Source organism: Lysobacter sp. N42, assembly GCF_004344885.1.
On record NZ_SKFB01000047.1, the window covers coordinates 1 to 20,182 of the forward strand.

The 20,182-nt window shown below is 72.3% G+C and carries 18 protein-coding genes; 3 read left to right on the forward strand and 15 right to left on the reverse strand.

Going from position 1 to position 20,182, the window contains the following annotated elements:
- The 9 genes from EYQ95_RS23580 to EYQ95_RS23620 all read right to left on the reverse strand — a co-directional run.
- Positions 1-322 (reverse strand): hypothetical protein (locus EYQ95_RS23580; protein WP_132331206.1); only part of this gene is annotated, 322 nt, incomplete at its 3' end.
- A gap of 31 nt (positions 323-353) precedes the next feature.
- A complete protein-coding gene (locus EYQ95_RS23585) occupies positions 354-860 on the reverse strand; it encodes a hypothetical protein (RefSeq protein ID WP_132331208.1) in 507 nt (168 codons plus the stop codon).
- Positions 860-1,537 carry a C39 family peptidase gene (locus tag EYQ95_RS23590; protein WP_132331210.1) on the reverse strand — a complete coding sequence of 226 codons (678 nt, stop codon included), beginning with the start codon at positions 1,535-1,537 and terminating at the stop codon, positions 860-862. The genes EYQ95_RS23585 and EYQ95_RS23590 overlap by 1 nt, the downstream gene beginning before the upstream one ends.
- Positions 1,534-2,010 (reverse strand): hypothetical protein, encoded by a 477-nt coding sequence (locus EYQ95_RS23595; RefSeq protein WP_132331212.1) that lies wholly within the window; start codon positions 2,008-2,010, stop codon positions 1,534-1,536. The genes EYQ95_RS23590 and EYQ95_RS23595 overlap by 4 nt, the downstream gene beginning before the upstream one ends.
- Positions 2,011-2,134: 124 nt before the next feature.
- Positions 2,135-3,001, reverse strand: coding sequence for a hypothetical protein (locus EYQ95_RS23600; protein ID WP_207916628.1), 867 nt, complete (start codon positions 2,999-3,001; stop codon positions 2,135-2,137).
- Positions 3,002-3,264: 263 nt separating this feature from the next.
- Positions 3,265-5,175: a phospholipase D family protein gene (locus EYQ95_RS23605; RefSeq protein ID WP_243700053.1), complete on the reverse strand. Its 1,911-nt coding sequence runs from the start codon at positions 5,173-5,175 to the stop codon at positions 3,265-3,267.
- A gap of 34 nt (positions 5,176-5,209) precedes the next feature.
- Positions 5,210-5,752: a YceI family protein gene (locus EYQ95_RS23610; RefSeq protein ID WP_132331218.1), complete on the reverse strand. Its 543-nt coding sequence runs from the start codon at positions 5,750-5,752 to the stop codon at positions 5,210-5,212.
- Positions 5,749-6,225, reverse strand: a complete 477-nt coding sequence (locus EYQ95_RS23615) for a histidine phosphatase family protein (RefSeq protein ID WP_132331220.1) — start codon at positions 6,223-6,225, stop codon at positions 5,749-5,751. Before EYQ95_RS23615 ends, EYQ95_RS23610 begins: the two co-directional genes overlap by 4 nt.
- A 171-nt stretch (positions 6,226-6,396) precedes the next feature.
- A complete protein-coding gene (locus EYQ95_RS23620) occupies positions 6,397-7,026 on the reverse strand; it encodes a ParA family protein (RefSeq protein ID WP_132331222.1) in 630 nt (209 codons plus the stop codon).
- 100 nt (positions 7,027-7,126) lie between these two features.
- Here EYQ95_RS23620 and EYQ95_RS23625 point away from each other — a divergent pair, with 100 nt between their 5' ends.
- Positions 7,127-8,614 carry an AAA family ATPase gene (locus tag EYQ95_RS23625; RefSeq protein WP_132331224.1) on the forward strand — a complete coding sequence of 496 codons (1,488 nt, stop codon included), beginning with the start codon at positions 7,127-7,129 and terminating at the stop codon, positions 8,612-8,614.
- A gap of 323 nt (positions 8,615-8,937) precedes the next feature.
- Positions 8,938-9,141 carry a hypothetical protein gene (locus EYQ95_RS23630; RefSeq protein ID WP_132331226.1) on the forward strand — a complete coding sequence of 68 codons (204 nt, stop codon included), beginning with the start codon at positions 8,938-8,940 and terminating at the stop codon, positions 9,139-9,141.
- Between the two features lie 262 nt (positions 9,142-9,403).
- On the opposite strand, the gene EYQ95_RS23635 is transcribed toward EYQ95_RS23630, so the two are convergent.
- The 6 genes from EYQ95_RS23635 to EYQ95_RS23660 form a co-directional block, all read right to left on the reverse strand.
- Positions 9,404-10,549 (reverse strand): hypothetical protein, encoded by a 1,146-nt coding sequence (locus EYQ95_RS23635; protein WP_132331228.1) that lies wholly within the window; start codon positions 10,547-10,549, stop codon positions 9,404-9,406.
- Positions 10,550-10,638: 89 nt separating this feature from the next.
- A complete protein-coding gene (ggt, locus tag EYQ95_RS23640; RefSeq protein ID WP_132331230.1) occupies positions 10,639-12,381 on the reverse strand; it encodes a gamma-glutamyltransferase in 1,743 nt (580 codons plus the stop codon).
- 253 nt (positions 12,382-12,634) lie between these two features.
- Entirely contained in the window at positions 12,635-13,462 is an 828-nt protein-coding gene (locus EYQ95_RS23645; RefSeq protein WP_207916631.1) for a hypothetical protein, read from the reverse strand.
- Positions 13,459-13,839 carry a hypothetical protein gene (locus tag EYQ95_RS23650; RefSeq protein WP_132331232.1) on the reverse strand — a complete coding sequence of 127 codons (381 nt, stop codon included), beginning with the start codon at positions 13,837-13,839 and terminating at the stop codon, positions 13,459-13,461. The genes EYQ95_RS23645 and EYQ95_RS23650 overlap by 4 nt, the downstream gene beginning before the upstream one ends.
- Before the next feature lie 103 nt (positions 13,840-13,942).
- Complete coding sequence (locus tag EYQ95_RS23655; protein WP_243700054.1) at positions 13,943-14,569, reverse strand: tetratricopeptide repeat protein; 627 nt, start codon at positions 14,567-14,569, stop codon at positions 13,943-13,945.
- A 142-nt stretch (positions 14,570-14,711) separates the two neighbouring features.
- Positions 14,712-15,947: a PQQ-dependent sugar dehydrogenase gene (locus tag EYQ95_RS23660; RefSeq protein WP_132331234.1), complete on the reverse strand. Its 1,236-nt coding sequence runs from the start codon at positions 15,945-15,947 to the stop codon at positions 14,712-14,714.
- A gap of 358 nt (positions 15,948-16,305) precedes the next feature.
- Between EYQ95_RS23660 and EYQ95_RS23665 the strand changes: the two genes are divergently transcribed.
- On the forward strand, positions 16,306-19,989 hold the full coding sequence (locus EYQ95_RS23665) for an indolepyruvate ferredoxin oxidoreductase family protein (protein WP_132331236.1): 3,684 nt from the start codon (positions 16,306-16,308) through the stop codon (positions 19,987-19,989).
- Positions 19,990-20,182 lie beyond the last annotated feature (193 nt).

The window sequence follows — 20,182 nt, forward strand, 5'->3', positions numbered from 1 at the left end:
CGGCGCCCGCGGCCGCGGTGGGCAGCGCCGCGGCCGAGAGCGTGGTCGGGCCCAGCGCGACCGGCGGCGCCGTGGATTCCCCGCCGAGCCCGCGCACGCTGTCCAGGCGCTCCTCCAGCAGGGCCTCGCGCAGGGCCTGGACCTCGCGCGCCTGGTCGGCCAGGGCCTGCTTCATGCCGGCCATCTCGGCCGCCTGCGCCTGCACGAGCTTCTCGAGCTGGTCCAGGCGCGCGGCCTCGCCGGCCTCCTGCGCGCGCACCGGGCCGGCGATGGCCAGCGCGATCGCGGCGGCAAGGAGCGACCTGCCCGTGCGGTGCGTCATCAATGTCCTCCCAACGGGCGAGTCCCTGCGGTCACAGCGACGGCCCACGGCCGGTCAGCGCACCGGTGATCAGCGCGCCCAGCTGGGTGTCGCGGTAGAGCTGGAGCGTATTCAGGCTCACGTCGAGTGAAGTCCGTGCAGAGATCGTCTGCCCGTCGAGCGTGTTCTGGATCACCAGCGCCTGCGCGCCGCCCGCCACGCGGGTGCCGGCCCCGACGTGGATCACCTGCGAGTCGCGCAGGCTGGCCAGCGCCTGCGCCTGCTCGGCGGTGAGGCGGGTCACGTCGGGGATCTGCAGGCGGGTGGAGGCGACGACCTCGCCGTTGATGCTCACCACGCGCTCGATGCCGAAGGACACCACGAAGCCGCGCGGCCCGACGAAACCGCCGCGCATGCCGTCCAGGCGGTCGACGTCGATGGGCGCCCATTCCGGGCCGAGGCTGCCGCCCGCGGCGCCGGCGGGGGCGGCCAGGGCGCAGCCCAGCAGCAGGCAGGCGAGCAGGTGGAGGATGCGGTGGGTGCGGTGGGTGCGTGGCATCAGATGTCTCCCGGCCCGCGCCGCGGCATGACCACGTCGCGCAGGCCCTGCCGGGAAATCCCGGCGTGCAGCGGCGCGGCCGGCGCCGTGCGCCAGTCGCGCTCGTGGTTGAACTGCGCCAGCTCGCGGCGGTTGTGCACCACGAACAGCACGCGGTTGTCCCAGAGGGACTCGAACTTTTCGCGCGACATCGCCCGGGTGCCGCGTGCGGGGTCGCCGAGCAGCACACGCCCGTCGCGCACGCCCTTGACCACCACGAAGTGGCGGTAGCCGCGGTCGTTGAGCAGCACGATCGCGGGCACGCCCTCCTCTTCCAGCTTGTCCAGCGGCAGTTCGAAGCCGTCGGCCTGGTAGCCCTGCGAGGCCAGGTAGCGGCGCATGTCCAGCAGCGAGAAGCCCTGCTTGCGGATCTTGGCCTGGTCGCCGGTCTCGTACATGGCCTTGAACACCTCGCCCTCGGTCACGGGATGGCCGAAGTGCCAGGTCAGCAGCGTGGCGGTGGCCGCCGAGCCGCAGGAGAAGTCGTAGCGCTGCGGCACGGTGGTGCGAAAGCGCGCTTCCTTCAGGCTGGTGACCTTCAGCGAATAGCTCGCGCCCGGCGCCCGCACGTCCAGCGAGCCCGCCGAGGCGGGCGCGGCGAACGCGCAGGCCAGCAACAGTGCGAGCCCTCGCCTCATGGCGTGGGATCCACGAAGCGCACGTTGACGATGGTGCTGTTCTGTATAAGCACGTTGCTGCCGCTGTTCTGGATGACGGTCGAGATGCCGGCCGCGTTGCCGAAGGCACCGTCGGCCACCCGGTTGTCGCCGCTCACCACGTTGGTCGCGGTGTTGCCGTCCACGTTACCGCGGAGGTCCGCGCGGTTGATGGTGGTGTCGGTATTGCCGTCACCGCCGCGCATGGCGTCCAGGCGGTCGGCCGCGACCACCGTGCCGAAGCCCGCGGCGCTCGCCGGCGCGTCGGGTACGGCCGCCTGCGCCGCGGCGGGCACCGGCTCCGCGCCGGCGGACTCGACCGCCGCGAGCGGTTCGAGGCTGGCGTACGCCTGCGGCGTGCCGGCGACGGCGATGCCGCCATCGGACGCGCTGGCGGCCGCCGGAAGTAGGAAGCCGGCCGCGAGCAGCGCGGCGGCATGGATTCGGTAGCGCATGGGACTCTCCTGCTCGTGCGGCCCACCGGGACGGCCCGATGGACGAGGCGAGCGCCCCGGAGGGACGCCCGCACGGTCACGCCAGGCGGCGCGGCACGTGGCCGCGTCGCCCGTTCGCCGGCGATCAGCCGCCGCCGCCACCGCCCACGGACAGGTTCGACTGCACGGTCACGCCCTGCTGGATCAGCGAGGAGGCACCGGAGTTCTGCGCGTTCATCATGATGCCGGCGGCCGCATTGGCGCTGCCGCTCATCATGTTGGACGCATCGAAGCTGCCGGCGTCGGCCGGGCTGCTGCCGCCTTCGCCGCCCGCGCCGCCGTCACCCGACGCATCGCCATCGCCATTGGCGAAGCCGAGGTTGTCGCCCGCGTTGCCGCCGCCGGCATTGCCGGCGATCGCCACGTTGCCGAATCCGCCGATCGAGTTGTCGGTGACCGCGCCGGCGAGCACGGTGGTGGCGACGACGGTGTTGGAATTGAACGAGTCCGTCGTCGTCTGCGTGGCGGTGCCGCCGTTGTTGGCGGCGACGCCCATGTTGTCGGCGCCCGCGAAGCTGTTGTCGGAGTTGTCGTTGCCCGAGTCGGCGATGTTGATCGAGTTGTCGGAGTTGTCGTTGAACGAGTCGTTCGTCGAGTTGTCGGAGTTGTCGTTGAACGAGTCGGCGATGTCGACGTTCAGCGAGTTGTCCGAGTTGTCCGAGTTGTCGTTGTACGAGCCGTTGGTCGAGTTGTCGTTGCCCGAATCGGCGATGTCGATCGAGTTGTCGGAATTGTCCGAATTGTCGTTCCAGGAATCGTTGGTCGAGCTGTTGTTGCCCGAGTCGGAAACGTCGACGTCGAGGTCGAGCGAGTTGTCGGAGTTGTCGGAGTTGTCGTTGTAGGAGTCGTTGGTCGAATTGTTGTTGTAGGACTCGGTGATGTCCTGGGCGAACGCCGGGGCGGCGAGGCCGAGCGCCAGCAGTACCGCGGTGGTGACGAGCGTCTTACGCATATCCGTTCTCCTGGTGTGTCGACACGGAAAAACCTTGGGGAGGGTGGTGCGCGATGTGCGCATGCCCCTCGGTCGCAGGTTCCGTGCCAGCCCCGGCGGCGCGCTCAGCCCGCAGTGGGGATGCGCTAAGTGCTTGTTGTGCCGGGTGAACGATTTGCGGAGGAGTGAGAACCCCGTCACGCCGCGGCGGGAAAATCTTTCCAGCCGGCGTGAAAGTCTTTCGCCCGGCCACGCCACGCGCGGCCGGTGCAGGCGGCGGGTCGCTAGAGGATCGGCGCCAGGCCCGCTCCGAATGCGGTGACGATCCGGGTGAGCACCGCCTTGAAGCCCAGGGCGACCTCGGGGAAGTCGCCCACCGCCTCGTGGCAGGCATGGAAGCGCGGGTGGTCCGGCGGAACCGGCTGCGGGCACTCGGGCGAGGGGCGGAATTCGTAGCTGGTGGCGTAGCGCCAGGGCCAGAAATCGAACAGCGGCAGCTTCTCCGAGACCTTGCCCAGCGAGTAGTTCACCCCCGACAGCACCGGCGGCTTGCGGCGCGGGGCGATGACCCAGGCGTTCTCCGGGGCGATGTCGCGCTCGATGCTGGCCGCCAGCTCGCGGGCGAAGGCGGGGTCGCGGATCACCACCATGGCCTCGGTGTTGTAGGTATCGCCGCGCGGGTCGAAGTTGTGCGTGCCGACCACGCCGACCTGCTCGTCGACCACCAGCGACTTGGCATGCATGCCCATGCGCACGCCCGCGCGCTTGAGCGGCACCGGCGAGACGGCGCGACGGCTGCCGTAGGCCAGCGGCGCGAACTCGCGTTCCAGCGGGCGGCGGTAGGCCATGCGCGCCTGCTGCCGGGCGACGACGCTGCGGCGGTCGTACTGCAGCCGCGGGCGCTGCGCCGGCGCGGGCCGCCCCTCGACCTCGGCGGGATCGACGGCGCCGGTGGTGGCCACGTCGATGGGCGCATCCAGCGGGAAGGGCTTGTACTCGTAGATGTGGAAGCCCAGGTCGCGCAGGTAGCGGCGCTTGTACTTGTAGGACAGGGCGTAGGCGATGAAGGCGTCCGTGGCGGCCAGCGAGTTGGTCGACACCACCACCCGCGGCGGCTCCGGGCGCGCGCGCAGCTCGCGGAACATCGCGCGCGCCGGGTCCGAGAGCACGAGGTAGGGCGTTTGCAGCATCACGCGCCTGTCGGCCGAGAGGATGAGTTCGCGCAGGGCGCGGCTGGCCGGCGACAGCGCATCGTCGGCCACGCGCTTGCCCGGCGGGTCGGCGATGTAGTCGACGGCGCCCACCGGCAGCACGCGGTCGACCAGCCTTTCCTGCACGAGCGCGGGATCCTCGGCCAGCGCGCTGGCGGCCTGCACGCGGGCGGGCTCGGCGAAATCCGCCGGCGGCAGCGCGGGCACGCCCGCCTGCAGGATCAGCCGGCCCACGTCGCGCAGCCGGTGCACCGGCACGGCGCGGGGATCGGTCCAGTAGCGCTCGAAATCGGCGGCCATGTCGCGCGCTTCGGGGCCGGCCACCATCAGGTCGCGGTCGCGGAAGTTGTACTCGGCGTCCCAGTCGTAATAGTCGTCCTGGTAGTTGCGCCCGCCGGTGATGCCCACTGCGCCGTCGATCAGCAGCAGCTTGTTGTGCATGCGCTGGTTGAGCGCGCGCCAGCAGCACAGCCCGGCCAGCACGTACTGCGGATAGCTGATGCGCGCCCGGCCCAGCACCGGGTTGTAGACGCGCACTTCCAGGTTGCGGTGGATGCCCGACAGCGCGGCCAGCGTCTCCACGCGGCGCAGCGCCGAGAGCTGGTCCATCAGCAGGCGCACGCGCACGCCACGGCGCGCGGCGGCGATGAGCTCTTCCAGCACGAAGCGGCCGGCGTCGTCCTCGTCGAAGATGTAGGTCTGCAGGTCGATGGCGGTGGTGGCGCTGCGGATCAGGTCCACGCGCGCCAGCAGCGCGTCGCTGCCGCGGTCCAGCAGCAGCGCGTAGTGGCGCGGCGCCTCCGGCGTGGACTCGGCATGCGCACGGCCGGCCAGCTCGCGCAGCGGCGAGGGGCGCGCGCAGGCATCGTGGCGCTCGCAGTCCAGTGCCGCGGGGCGGGCCTGCTCGACGACGGCCTCGACCCGCACCGCCTCGCGTGGCGACAGCCCGGCGCAGCCGGCCGATGCGAGCGCGAGCAGCAGCATGACCAGCAGCCGTGCCGGCAGGGGGCGGAGGCGGTCAGTCGGCGAAGAGGACATGCAGGCGGAAGCGGACACGGTCGGCCAGCGCCCAGCGCCAGCCATCGAGGCCGTAATCATCGCGGCTCACGCGCCCCTGCGCGACCACCGGGCAGTCGTGCCCCGGTCGCGCGCAGGCCGCCGGCGCCAGCACGAAGCGCTCGGCGCGCTCGACGCCGCGCAGGCGCAGGCGGCCCGGCAGCGCGCCGCCGGTGCGCGCGAGTTCGGCGGGATAGGGATCGGAGACGAATTCGATCCACGGATGGTTCGCGGCATCGAACAGCTGCGGCCCGCGGGCAAGCGCGGTGTAGCGCGCGGGGCCGGCCACGACCACGTCGGCCGCCGACAGCCGCACGTGCACGCGGCGGCGGCCGTCGGACAGGGCTTCCACTCGGCCGGCATGGCGCGGGAACTGCCCGCGCACCAGCATGCCCATGCGCGTTCGCACGTCGAACTCGATGCGGCTGCGGCTGGTGTCGAAGTCCTGCGCCGCGACGGGCGCGGCGAGCGCGGTGGCCAGCAGGAGGCCGGCGGCCGCCCTCACGGCCACCAGAACTGCGCGAGCCTGGCCACGCCCGGTTCGATCGCGGCGCCGGCCGGCAGCGTCAGCACCGCGACGCCCGCCGGCGGCATGCCGCGGTAGTCGCCCGACTGCCCGCTCTCCATCAGCGCGACCAGCTGCTCCAGCCCGGGGTTGTGGCCGACGATCATCAGCCGGCCGGTGTCGCAGTGGCGGTCGGCCAGCGCGATCAGCGCGCCGGGCGTGGCCTCGTAGATGTCCGGCTCCAGGCGCTGGTCGACGTAGCCGATCACGCCAAGCACGGCCTCCAGGGTCTGCCGGGTGCGGCGTGCGGGCGAGCAGAGCACGCAGTCGGGGGACAGGCCCTGCTCCAGCAGCCAGCGCCCCACCGCCTCCGCCGCCGCCTGGCCCTCGGCCGAGAGCGCGCGGTCGGCATCGGCCTGCCCGGGCGCGGGCGATTCGGCATGGGCATGGCGGAGCAGGATGAGCTGGCGCATTGGGGGTCCGTGATGGGTGAGTCGGGATTCGGGATTCGGGGTTTGGGGCTCGGGGCTACGGTGCAGCCGGCTGCCAGCGGATGCTCGGTTCGAGGGCGTGTGGGCGGCGTGCTGGTCGCCCAGTTGCGGTATCGCTGCTAGCGGCGCCCAGCACGAATCACCCGTCGCGCATCACGCCTTCTTCAACCACTTCATCAGCGGCGCCCAGTCCGCCTGGTGCTCGCGCACGTTGGCCGAGCCGTAGTCGAACAGGCTCTTGCCCATGGCGGTGAGCACCACGTAGGCCTGGCTGTCGCGCAGTTGCGCCAGCAGCGGATAGGGCCAGCGCGCCAGCAGCCCGATGGCCTGCTGCGCGCTCACCGTATTGGATTTCAGCCGGTTGGCCACCAGCCCCACGCGCAGCTCGCCCCGGCGGAGCCGCGGGTGCTGGGCCAGCGAGTCGAGGAAGGCGACGGTGGCGTCGAGGTCCAGCGTGGAGGCGGTGGTCGGCACCACGACCGCGTCGGCGGCCTCGAGGAAGACGTCGAGGTCGCGCGCCATCGCGCCGGCGGCGGCGTCGACCACCACCGCGTCGGCGTCGCCGGGCAGGCGCTGGTCCCAGCCACGGCGCGTGCCGTCCAGCGGCAGCACCGCCGTCTCCAGCGCGGCGCGGCGCTCGGCCCAGCGCATGGAGGAGCGCTGCGGGTCGGCGTCCACCAGCACCGTGCGCGCCCCGTCCAGCGCCGAACGCGCGGCCAGGTGCGTCGCGATCGTCGTCTTGCCCACCCCGCCCTTCGAACTCGCCACCAGCACCGTCTTCACAGGCCGCCTCCGCAAGGTCCGTCGGCCGAGCCTACACCGGCCGTGCGGGGCGGCGGTGAGGGCCGCCCGTATCATCGGCGCTCCACCCCGGGCCGCATGCATGAGCGAACTGCAGGACCTCGTCGCGCTGATCCGCGCGAACACCCCGTTGATCGTGATCGAGACGCGGGACGAAAGCCGCGTGGTCGACCTGTTCCGGCAAGCGCTGATGCAGACATGGCGCGAGCTCTACCGCTGGTCGATCACCGAAGGCCTGCGCCGGCTGGACATGGACCGCGAGGACCCGCCGCACGTCGCGCCCGACGCCACCCACACCTTCCAGGCGATCCGCGACGCCGGACAGCGCGGCGTCTACCTGCTGTTCGACATGCACCCCTACCTCGGCTACGCCGGCAGCCAGCGCATGCTGCGCGACCTCATCGCCCGGCGCGACTGCCAGCCGCACGTGCTGGTGCTCATCGGCCACTCCATCGAGCTGCCGGCGGACATCGAATCGCTGGCGGTGCGCGTGCGCCCGAAGCTGCCGGACGCGAACGCGCGGCTGAAGATCGTGCGCGAGGAGGCCGAGCACTACGCACGCGAGCACGGCGGCCGCCGGGTGGCGGTGGACGCCGAGGCCGTGCAGCAGATCGTGCGCAACCTGCGCGGGCTGGACCCGGTGGACGTGCGCCGCATCGCGCGCCAGCTGATCTTCGCCGACGGCGCGCTGGGCATGGACGACGTGCCGCGCCTGGCGAAGCTCAAGTTCGAGCTGCTCAACCGCTCCGGCCACCTGCACTACGAGTTCGACAACGTGCAGCTGGACGACGTGGCCGGCGCGCGCCGCCTCAAGCGCTGGGTCGAGCAGCGCCGCGGCGTGTTCCTCGCCGCCGAGCCGCCGCCGGGCCTGGACCCGCCCAAGGGCATGCTGCTGCTGGGCGTGCAGGGCTGCGGCAAGTCCATGCTGGCCAAGGCGGTGGCGGCGGGCCTGGGCGTGCCGCTGGTGCGGCTGGACTTCGGCACGCTCTACGACAAGTTCCACGGCGAGACCGAGAAGAACCTGCGCGTGGCGCTGGAGTCGGTCGAGCAGCTCGAACCCTGCGTGCTGTGGATCGACGAGATCGAGAAGGGGCTGTCCACCGACGAGGGCAATGGCGACGGCGGGGTTTCGCGGCGCGTGCTCGGCTTCCTGCTGACCTGGATGGCCGAGCGCCGCTCGCGCGTGTTCCTCGTCGCCACCGCCAACCAGATCGACGCGCTGCCGCCGGAGCTGCTGCGCAAGGGCCGCTTCGACGAGATCTTCTTCGTCGACCTGCCCGACGCCGCCACCCGTGCGCAGCTGTTCGCGCTGCACCTGAAAAAGCGTGGCCTCGATCCGTCCGCGTTCGACACCGCCGCACTGGCCGCGGCAAGCGACGGCTTCTCCGGCGCCGAGATCGAGCAGGCCATCGTGTCCGGCCTGTACGCCGCCCATGCTGGCGGCGCCCCGCTGTCGGACTGCGGCCTGCGCGCGGAGCTCAAGGCCACGCGCCCGCTGTCGGTGGTGATGGCCGAGCGCGTGGCGGCCCTGCGGGAGTGGGCGCGCGAGCGGACGGTGCCGGCGGATTGAGGCCCCTGCCCGCCCCCCATACCGGCGCGCCTGCCGGGTGAGCGCGCCGCGCCACGTGCCCGGGTCGCGAAGCGGGTCGATCCCGCACGCACCGCCGCTTGCGGGGTCGGCCGCGAACCCGGCGTCCCGCCTGCGCGCCGAGTGGTGCCACGCTCCCCGACGCGGTGGAGCGCTGCGCTCGCGCCCCGCATGCGCTCTGCGGGCACGGTCGGGAATCCGCCGCGGCGGGCACTAATCCGACACGCCGCACCGCCCCCGTCCGATCCAGCGTCCGCGCCGCATCGCGGACGCTGTGCACCGTCACTGGACGACGGATACGCCCCATGCACCGCATCACCGTGCATCCCAGCGAGGACGGCTGGCTGCTCAAGCGCCCGGGTTGGCCGGGCGAGCTCTTCGACAGCATCGACTGGGCGGCGAAGGCCGCCGAAAGCCTGGCGTTCGAATTCCACCAGCGCTCCGGGCGCGGAGCCTGCGTGGTGCTGGCATCGAACGAAGGCGAGCGGTTGCTGCATGCGTTCGGTTGAGCGCTGCGACGCACGGCAACGCAGCGTGTCCATGCGGACACCCATGCACGGTACCGGCTTCATGCGATGAACAGCCACTGCTGCACATCATCGGATGAGCGCCGCCATCGACGACCCATGGCGGCCCCGTGCGGGGTCGCGCACCCCGCGGACGCTCGGGTGCCTGCGAAAGCCCGCTGCTGCGCGGTCGGCACGTACGGATTCACGCGACTTCGACCGAACGACGCTCGCGTGACCGAAGCACGTGCCCGGCGCGCAGCGCTCAGCCTCCCGCTGCGCGCCAGCCCGGCGGCGGGTCGAGTGGGCGCCCCGCACGCACCAGGCCGCGCTGGATGGCTTCGACCTCGCCATACCGGAGGAAATCGGCCCAGTAGCCGGCGTCGGTGATGATCGACGCGAACTGCTGGCCCTGCCAGCGCTGCCGGCGCGACGCGGCTGCCCAGTACGCATGCTCCGGCGTGCCACGGCTGAGCCGCTCCAGCCCGGACAGCGCGACCATGCGTTCGATCGACGTGGTCGCGCTGGCCATGCGCCGCAGCACCGTGCGGCAGTCGCGGGCCCGCGCCGTCGGCAAAGGCGGGCGACAGGCGCGACTGATGCCGGAGAGCGATGGCATGGGCATCGCCCAAGCATGGTTGGCCGCTGCCACTTGCCGGCGCGTCACGGGGCCTTCGCCCAGGCCCAGCCCGCGCAGGAAGCGCTGCTCCACCGGGCCGGGCGGTGGCGGCTGGTAGTCGTCGAAGGCGGCCACCGTCTCCAGTGCCAGCGCGTGGGCATGCGATTCGTAGTGCCCGGCCTGCGCCATGCGCCGCAGCGCCGCGTCCTGCCGCGCGGGATCGCCTTCGGCGGCGCGCAAAGGGCCGAGATGGCTGGCCGCGTTGCCGGGCTCGAGCGCCATCCACGCGCCGCGGTCGGCGTCCGAACACGGATCGCGACGGTCACCGCAGAGCCACTCCTGCGCCTGTGCGATCAGCGCATCCTCCGGCGCCTCCTCGCGCAGGCGGGCGATCGCCGCGCGCATGCGCCGGCGCGTGGCGACGTCAGGTGCCTTCGCCGCCAGCAGGTACATCGCCACGAGCCGCCGGCGTGGGTCGGGCTCGTGCAGCAGCCCACGCAGATGGCGCTCCTCGGCGGCCGCGCGCACGGCGTCCTCGCGGGACGCCGCCGCGTCGGCCTGCTCGCCCGTCCGGCCCGTGCGGGATGTGCCACGGGATCGGGCGGGCTCCGCCGCCGCGCCCGGCGAGGACCGCTCCGCTGCCACGGAGCCTTCCCTGACGCCCGGCGGAGCGGTGCGATCGACTAGCAGCAGCCCCGCGACGAACACGGCGGCAAGACCGGCGGCGCCAAGCATCCACCGCACCGCGCGCCCCGAGCGCTCGCCTTCGTCCTGCGGCATGGTGGCGGTCATGTGCGCGCGTCCCCGCGTGTAGGGCGGGCCGGGATCCCGCCCGCTCCCACGATGCCTCCCGGGGACCCCGTCGACCCGGCCACGCGTCCTCAATACCCCGCCGCCTGCCCATCCTTGCGCGACTCGCTCGCGCCGACGTATCCGCCGTTGGGGTTCACCATGACGGCCTGGTAGCCGCCATAGGGGCCGTCGGCGAAACGCACGGAGTGGCCCTTGCGCATCAGCGCGCGGATCGTTTCGTACGGGAAGCCGGTTTCCAGGTCGAGCTCGCCGCCATCGGTCATCGCGGCGGCCTGTCCGGCGGGCTCGGTGGAACCGTCGTGCTGGATGCGCGGGGCGTCGCCGGCTTCCTGCAGGTTCATGCCGAAGTCGATGAGGTTGATGAGGATCTGCGCATGGCCCTGCGGCTGCATCGCGCCGCCCATCACGCCGAAGCTCAGCCAGGGCTTGCCGTCCTTCGTCACGAACGCGGGGATGATGGTGTGGAAGGGGCGCTTGCCGGGCGCGAAGCTGTTGGGGTGGCCTTCCCTGAGCACGAACTGCTCGCCGCGGTCCTGGAAGATGAAGCCCAGGCCGGGCGGTGCCATGCCGCTGCCCATGCCGCGGTAGTTGGACTGGATCAGCGAGACCATCATGCCCTCGCGGTCGGCCACCGTCAGGTAGATGGTGTCGCCCTCGTTGAGCTCGGGGATCACGCCCGGCTCCACGGCCTTCGCCGCGCGGTCCATCGAGATCAGCTTTCCGCGCTCGCGGGCGTAGGCCTTGGAGATCAGCTTGGCCACCGACGTGCGGTAGTACTCCGGGTCGGCATACGAGGCGGCGCGGTCGGCGAAGGCGATCTTCTTGGCCTCGGTGAACAGGTGCACGTGCTCGGGGCTGCCGAAGCCGTAGCGCTTGAGGTCGTAGGGCTCGAGCAGGTTGAGGATCTGCAGCGCGGCGATGCCCTGCCCGTTGGGCGGCAGCTCCCAGACGTCGTAGCCGCGGTAGTTGGTGCTGACGGGCTCGACCCATTCGCCGCGGTGCGCGGCCAGGTCCTCGTAGCGCAGGAAGCCGTCGTTCGCACGGAAGTAGGCGTCGATGCCGCGCGCGATGTCGCCGGCGTAGAAGGCGTCGCGCCCGCCGCGCGCGATCGCCTCCAGCGTGTTCGCGAGGTTCGGGTTCTTCCACGTCTCGCCGGTGCGCGGGGCGCGACGGCCGCCGGTGCACGCGGCGTCGCCCGACGCGCAGGGCAACGTGAACTGCTCGGCGAAGCCCGGCCACTTCGACAGCGTGGGCACGCTGCGCCCCCAGTAGTAGGCGATGACCTCGTGCACCGGATGGCCTTCGCGCGCGTAGCGGATGGCGGGCGCCAGGTTGTCGGCCATGGGCCGGCGGCCGAAGCGCTGGTGCAGGGCGAACCAGGCGTCGACGGTGCCGGGCACGGTGACGGGCAGCGGGCCGTGCGCGGGCACGTCGGTGAGGCCCCGGCGCCGGAACTCGGCCAGCGTGAGCGCCCTGGGCGAGCGGCCCGAGCCGTTGTAGCCGTGCAGCTTCTTCGTTCTCGGCTCCCAGACGATGGCGAACAGGTCGCCGCCGATGCCGTTGCCTGTGGGCTCCATCAGGCCGAGCGCGGCATTGGCGGCGATGGCGGCGTCGACCGCGCTGCCACCGCCCTTCATCACGTCCAGCGCGATCTGCGTGGCCAGCGGATGCGAGGTGGCGGCCATCGCGTGCGGGGCATAGACCTCGCTGCGGGTGGCGAAGGGCCGGCCGGTGACGCGGTCGGCGGCGTGGACCTGCGCGGCGCCGGCGAGGGCGGTGGCGAGCAGGGCGATGGCGAGGGGTCGGAGCATGGACGGCAGGGGCGACGGCGGATCCCCGAGTCTGCCTTCCGCGCGCCGGGGCCGCATCCATACGCCGGCGCCCGGGGTGGCCGTACGCTTCCGATCAGGCGTCGCGGCGCGATGCGGCCCCGTCGTGCTCCTGCGGGAATACACGGCCTGCCCGCAGGAGAAGTGGCGCCGCCATGGCCCGCATACGGAAGCGGCGCGGAATCCCCCGACTCCGCGCCGCCGTCCGCCGTCGCCGCGGCGATGCCGCCAGGGCTCAGCGCGAGCCGGCCTTCTGCACCACGCGCGAGCTGAGCACCTTGCCGCTGGTATCGAGCGTGCGCTCGACGATGTTGCCCGAGGCGTCGACCACGCGCTGCACGGTCTGGCCCAGCGAGTTGACCGTCGACGACAGCACGCTGCCCGGCTTGAGGGCTTCGCCGGCGACGTTGCCGACGGTGCCCACGGCATTGTTGGCGACGCCGCCGACCGTGCCCACGGTGCGGTCGACCACCCCGCCCGGCTGGATCGCGGTATTGGCCACGTTGCCCACCGTGCCCACGGTGCGGTCGACCACGCCACCGGGCTGGATCGCCGTGTTGGCCACGCCGCCCACGGTGCCGACGGTGCGGTCCACCGAGTCGAGCAGGCGGGTGAGGATCTGCGGGTTGCGGTCGATGGTGGTCAGCGTGCGGTCGATGATGGCCGCCACGTTGTCCAGGCGCACGATCAGCTGCGCCTGGGCCTTCACGCCCTTGATCTGGATGTTGACGCGCTCGATGCCGACATCCGCGCCGGCATTGAGCGAGAGCAGGTTCGCCAGCCGCGCGTTGAGCGCGATGTGCGCCTCGAGGTTCTGCACGTCGAGCTTGATCTCGTCGACCGACAGGTTGGGCACGTCGAGGAAGACGTCGGGCTGGTCGCCCGGGATGGCGCTGCGGTAGCCGGTGGCGGTGGCCGGGGCGGTCGCGCGGCCCACGGGCGGCACGTTGCGGTCGACCGGGGTGACCGGGCCCGTCGCGGGCGGCGTCGTGGACTGCGCGAATGCGGCGGGGCCGAGGGCGAGCAGCAGGGCGCAGGCGAGCGCGCGCGGGGCATGGGTCATGGGAGGTCCTCGTCGTTCGGGGGGGAGGCAGGAATGGGGGCGCCGGCCGCGGTGTCGACGCGCGCCTCCAGCGCCGGGTCGAGCAGCGTGGCGCTGATCGTGGTGTGCACGGTCACGTCGCGGTAGGTGCGGCCGGCGGCCACGGGCCGGGGCAGGCCCTCGCGCTCGACGTCGTGGCGGGTGTCCAGGCGCGGGCCGCCGCGGAAGCGCACCTGCGCCCGCGGCGCGGATCCGAACCCGATGGACTCCATCTGCACCGTGGCCGCGAACTCGATGTCGGGCCGCGCGGGCTCCGCGGGGGGCGGCGGGGCCGGGGTCTGCGCCTGCGCGGCGGCGAGCGTCGGGATCAGCAGGGCCGCGAGGAGCAGCAGGCGCACGGGTCGTTCCTGAACAGCGAAGCGGCCCGCAATCTAGCAAGCGCCCGTGGAGGGCGCGTCGTGGCCGGCAGCGCCCGGCGCGGTGGCCGGGCGCCGTGACGACTTAGGGCCAGGCCGGCGGGTTCGCCGCCCAGGCCGCCTGCACTTCGGCCAGCAGGGCGCGCTCGTCCTCCCGCCACTGCGGCAGCAGCTGCGCGTGGCGGTCGGCGGTGGACCACTGGCCCGGCTCGGTGCGCACCGCGGCGGCGTACCAGCGCACCGCCTCGTCACGGCGGCCGAGCTTCCACAGGGCGATGGCGAAGGTGGGCGGCATCCAGCTGCCGGCCACGCCGCGGGTGGCCAGCTCGCGCCACTGGGCCAGCGCAGCGGCGGCGTCGCCGGCGCGGTAGAGGTCCCAGCCGTAGGTCCACTTCACCGGGCGCCACTTCCCGTCGTTGGTGCCCAGGCCCGCCAGGGCACGCGCGTAGAGGCTGCGACCGAGGTCATGCCGCCCCGATTCCATCGCGTAGTGGGCCAGCTGCGCGGTCTCGAGGGCGGCGTCGGGGCTGCGTTCGACGCGGCGCATCAGCCGCTCGACGGCGGCATCGCTGCGGTCCTTGAGCGCCAGCACGGGACGCAGGGCGGAGGCGTCGGCATCGAAGTAGAACTCGACCGGACGGGGCATTTCCTGACCCGAAACGGCACCGGCCACCGCGAGCAGCGCGGCGGCGATCAAGACACGGCTCTTCATGGGACAGCGGTTCCTGCAGGGGCGTCTGGCATCGGGGGACGGCCGCGGGCTCCCCTTCCACCGCGCGCCGTACCCGCAGGCAAGCAAGCACGGTGCCAGCGCCTGCCTGGCCCGGCCGGGCCGGGCAGGCGGGTGGCCCGGGCTACGGCTTGGGGACCAGCCTCAGGAGCCGCCCGCCCGCGCCGTCCTCGAGCACGTAGACCTCGCCGCCCGGCCCCTGCTCGACCTCGCGGATGCGCCGGCCCATGGGGTAGCGCGCCACCTCGCGGGCGATGTTCCGGTGGAACTCCACCCTCACCAGCGCCTGCGAGGCCAGCCCGCCGATCAGGCCGTGGCCGCGCCACTGCGGGAAGCGGTCGCCCGAATAGATGACCAGGCCGGCCGGCGCGATCACCGGAGTCCAGGTGATCTCGGGCGGGTTGAGGTCGGGGCGGGTGACGTGGTCGGGGATGTCGGCGCCGCCGTAGTGGCTGCCGTTGGAGACCAGCGGCCAGCCGTAGTTGGCGCCCTTCTCGATCAGGTTGAGCTCGTCACCGCCCTGCGGGCCCATCTCGTGGGTCCAGAGCTGGCCGGCGGCGTCGAAGGCGATGCCCAGCGGATTGCGGTGGCCCCAGGACCAGATCTGCGCGCGCACGCCGCCGGCCTCGGCGAAGGGGTTGTCGGGCGGGATGGAGCCGTCGTCACGCAGCCGGACGACCTTGCCCAGGTTGGTCGACAGGTCCTGCGCGGGATCGAACTTCTGGCGGTCGCCCGAGGTGATCCAGAGCAGGCCGTCGGGGCCGAAGGCCAGGCGGTGGCCGTAGTGGCCCTCGCCGGTGACCTTCGGGGACTGCGTCCAGATCAGGCGGCGGTCCGACAGCGTGGCGCCGCCGGCGGAGGTGTCGAGGCGGTAGCGCGCGACCACCGCGCCGCGCGTGCTGTTCGGCCCGGCCTCCGCGTAACTGAGGTAGATCCAGCGATTGGATGCGAACTGCGGATGCAGCACGACGTCACCGAGCCCGCCCTGCCCGCCGTAGGCCACCGCCGGCACGCCGCCCACGTCCACGCTGGTGGCGGCCGAGCCGGAGACCGTCACCAGCCTGAGCTGGCCCTTCTTCTGGGTGACCAGCGCCCGGCCATCCGGCAGGAAGGCCATGGCCCAGGGCTCGTCGAAGCTGGCAAGCGCCTGGGGGGTGAAAGGCGCGGGCTCGGACACCGCCTCCAGCGGGGGATGCGGCCCCGACATCGGCGGCGCGGGCTCGGCGGCCTGCGACTGCGCCGGGGCAAGGGCCGGCGCGAGCGAAGCGGTGCCCGCCGCGCCCGGATCCGGCTCCGGCGCGGTGGGAAGGGCGCAGGCAGCCAGTGCCGCCGCGCAGGACAGGCCGAGCAGTCGAAGCATCGTCGATCCTCCAGGCACGCCGTGGCGCACGGGCATCGCGCCGGGAGCACGACCGCAGCCCGGCGGGCGAGAGCCTCGCGCGACCGGTATTCACCGCGCGTGAGGGGCCCATGCGCAAGTCTGGGCCTGCCCGGAGGCCGCCATGCTCGAGTTCGTCGACACCCATTGCGCGTCCTCCAGCGAGCCCGGGCCGCTCGCCGTCGACCGAGGCCTGAGGCGCGCACCATACGCCGGCGCAGGGGCCGCGTAGGGTCCGGCTGCTAGAATCCGCGCCCCGCGAATTGCGCCCCGGCGCGCCGCGCGTCCCCGATTCCGACCCCATCCCGCGGCCCGACGGGGCCGCGCCGGAGCCTGCCGCATGTCCAGCACCGCCGAACTCACCTCCCCGGCCTCGGCCGGCACCGGCCTCACGCGCTCGGTGGTCGATCCCGACTACACGCTCGACCACAAGTACGCGCGCGTGCAGGGCCGGATCTACCTGTCCGGCGTGCAGGCGCTCGTGCGCCTGCCGATCATGCAGCGCCTGCGCGACCAGGCCGCCGGCCTGAACACCGGCGGCTTCGTCTCCGGCTACCGCGGCTCGCCCCTGGGCGGCTTCGACCTGGAGCTGTGGAAGGCGAAGAAGCACCTGGCCGAGGCCGGCGTGAAGTTCACCCCGGGCCTCAACGAGGACCTCGGCGCGACCATGGTCTGGGGCACGCAGCAGACCACGCTGTTCCCCGGCTCGAAGGTCGATGGCGTGTTCGGCATGTGGTACGGCAAGGGCCCGGGCGTGGACCGCTGCGGTGACGTCTTCAAGCATGCGAACGCCGCCGGCACGTCGAAGTTCGGTGGCGTGCTCGCGCTCGCGGCCGACGACCACGCCTGCCGCAGCTCCACGCTACCGCACGGCTCCGAGCACGAGTTCGTCTCCGCGCTGATGCCGGTACTCAACCCGGCCGGCGTGCAGGACATCCTCGACATGGGCCTGCTCGGCTGGGCGATGTCGCGTTACACGGGCCGCTGGGTCGGCTTCAAGACGATCGCGGAGACGGTGGAGTCGTCGGCCTCGGTCGATGCGAACCCGCTCGCGCTCGACATCGTGATGCCCGAGGACTTCGACATGCCCGCGGGCGGCCTCAACATCCGCTGGCCCGATCCGCCGCTGGAGCAGGAGATGCGCCTGCACCAGTACGCGGTCAAGGCCGCGCAGGCCTTCGCACGCGCCAACAAGCTCGATCGCGTCGTCATCGATTCGCCGAATGCGCGACTGGGCATCATCACTACCGGCAAGTCGTATCTGGACGTGCTGCAGGCGCTGGAATACCTGGGCCTCGATGCGCGCGAATGCGCGAGCCTGGGCATCCGCATCTACAAGGTCGGCATGACCTGGCCGCTGGAGCCGATGGGCCTGCGCGCCTTCGCGCACGGCCTGTCGGACATCCTCGTCGTCGAGGAGAAGCTGTCCTTCATCGAGAGCCAGATGAAGGAGCAGATGTACAACTGGGCCGAGCGCCCGTCGGTCGTCGGCAAGTTTGATGAGAGCGGCGAGTGGATCCTGCCGTCCACCTCCGAGCTCACCCCCGCGCGCATCGCGAAGGTCATCGCGCGCCGCATCCAGCGCTTCCACGACTCCTCGCACATCCGCGACGTGCTGGCCTGGATGGAACAGAAGGAGTCCGAGCTCGCGCTGCCGCGCGCGGCCTTCCCGCGCGTGCCGCACTACTGCTCGGGCTGCCCGCACAACACGTCCACCGTGGTGCCCGACGGCTCGCGCGCGCTCGCGGGCATCGGCTGCCACTACATGGTCACGTGGATGGACCGCAACACCGACACCTTCACGCACATGGGCGGCGAAGGCGTGACGTGGGCGGGCCAGGCGCCGTTTACGGAGACGGAGCACGTCTTCCAGAACCTCGGCGACGGCACCTATTTCCACAGCGGCTCGCTGGCGATCCGCCAGGCCATCGCCGCTGGCGTCAACATCACCTACAAGATCCTCTACAACGACGCGGTCGCGATGACGGGCGGCCAGCCGGTCGACGGGCAGCTGAGCGTGCCGCAGATCGCGCACCAGGTGCGTTCGGAAGGCGTGCAGACGATCGTGCTGCTCTCCGACGACATCGAAAAGTGGAGCGACAAGTCGATCTTCCCGGCGGGCGTCGAGTTCCTCGACCGCCGCGAGCTCGACGCCGTGCAGCGCCGCCTGCGCGAGGTCAAGGGCGTGAGCGTGCTGATCTACGACCAGACCTGCGCCACCGAGAAGCGCCGTCGCCGCAAGCGCGGGAAGATGGTCGACCCGGCCAAGCGGGTGGTCGTGAACTCGCTGGTCTGCGAAGGCTGCGGCGACTGCGGCAAGAAGTCCTTCTGCGTCTCCGTGCTGCCGAAGGAGACCGAGTTCGGCCGCAAGCGCGAGATCGACCAGAGCAACTGCAACAAGGACTTCTCCTGCACGGAGGGCTTCTGCCCGAGCTTCGTGACGGTGGAAGGCGGCACGCTGCGCAGGAAGAAGGGCTCGAACGCGAAGGATCGTTTGAGCGATCTGCCGATGCCGCAGCTGCCCACGCTCGACAGGCCCTGGAACATCCTGATCACCGGCGTCGGTGGCACGGGCGTGGTCACGATCGGTGCGCTGCTCGGCATGGCCGGGCACCTCGAGGGCAAGGGCGCGTCGGTCCTCGACCAGACCGGCCTCGCCCAGAAGGGCGGCGCGGTCACCACGCACATCCGCATCGCGAACGCACCGTCCGACATCCACGCCGTGCGTATCGCCGCGGGCGAGGCCGACCTCGTGCTCGGCTGTGACATGGTGGTGGTCAACGACTACTGGGCGCTGTCGAAGATCCGCGCCGGCCGCAGCAGCGTGGTGCTCAACAGCTACGAGGCGATGCCCGGCACGTTCACCACGCGCCCGGACATGGACTTCCCCGCCGCCGACATCGTGGACGCGGTGCGCCGCGCGCTCGACGGCCGCGAGCCCGACCTCGTCGACGCCACGCAGCTGGCCACCGCGCTGCTGGGCGACGCCATCGCCACCAACCTCTTCATGCTCGGCTACGCCTGGCAGCGCGGGCTGGTGCCGATTTCCTTCGATGCGCTGATGCGCGCGGTGGAGCTCAACGGCGCGGCGGTCGAGATGAACAAGACCGCGTTCGCCTGGGGGCGCCTGGCCGCGATCGACCCGGCCGCGGTCGCCGAGGCCGCGGGCCTGACGACGAACCGCCGCACCGCCGCCGAAGCCACGCCGCACGTCCTGCCGATGCTTCCGCCCGCGCAGTGGGAAGGCCACGAGGCGGGCGGCCCGAGCATCCCGCGCGCGATGCCGGTGCAGGATGACCTGCGCCACGTGCCCTCGCACGGCGACGACAACGTGATCGCGATGCCGCTCGACGACGCGCGCCTGTCGCGCTCGCTGGACGAGGTGATCGCCCGCCGCGTGGCCTTCCTCACCGACTACCAGAACGCCGCCTATGCAAAGCGCTATGCCGACTTCGTGGCGAAGGTGCGCGGCGTGGAGGAGGCGAAGGCCCCGGGCAGCACCGACCTCACCGAGGCGGTTGCGCGTTATGCCTTCAAGCTGATGGCCTACAAGGACGAGTACGAGGTCGCGCGCCTGTACACCAGCGGCGAGTTCGAGCGCCGCATCGCTGAGCAGTTCGAAGGTGACTTCAAGCTGCGCTTCCACCTCGCGCCGCCGACACTGTCGATGAAGGATGCTTCGGGCCGCGGAGTGAAGAAGGCCTATGGCCCGTGGGTCTTCACCGCGTTCCGCGTGCTGGCGAAGCTGAAGTTCCTGCGCGGCACGGCGCTCGACGTCTTCGGCCGCACGCACGAGCGCCGCACCGAGCGCCGCCTGATCGAGGACTACTTCCGCACGGTCGAGTCGCTGCTGCCCAAGCTCGACGCAGGCAACGTGGACCTCGCCGCGCAGATCGCCTCGGTCCCCGAGCACATCCGCGGCTACGGGCACGTCAAGGAAGCGCACCTGGCAAAGGCCAAGGCCCGCGAGGCCGAGCTGCTGCGCGAGTGGGAGAACCCGCTGCGCATCCTGCAGGTGGCCTGATCGCCCCCGACGCCCCGCCCTCGCGCGGGGCGTCGTGTTTCCGGCAACCCTGTTCGGCGCCCTCGTGCGTTCGATCGCGTACCCGGCCCCAGGAGACGCCATGAAGCCGCACCCCGCCCGATCCCTCGCCCTCGCGCTGCTGGCCGCCTGCCTGGCGGCCTGCGCGCCCGCCCGCGCCGGCGCGCCGGCCGCC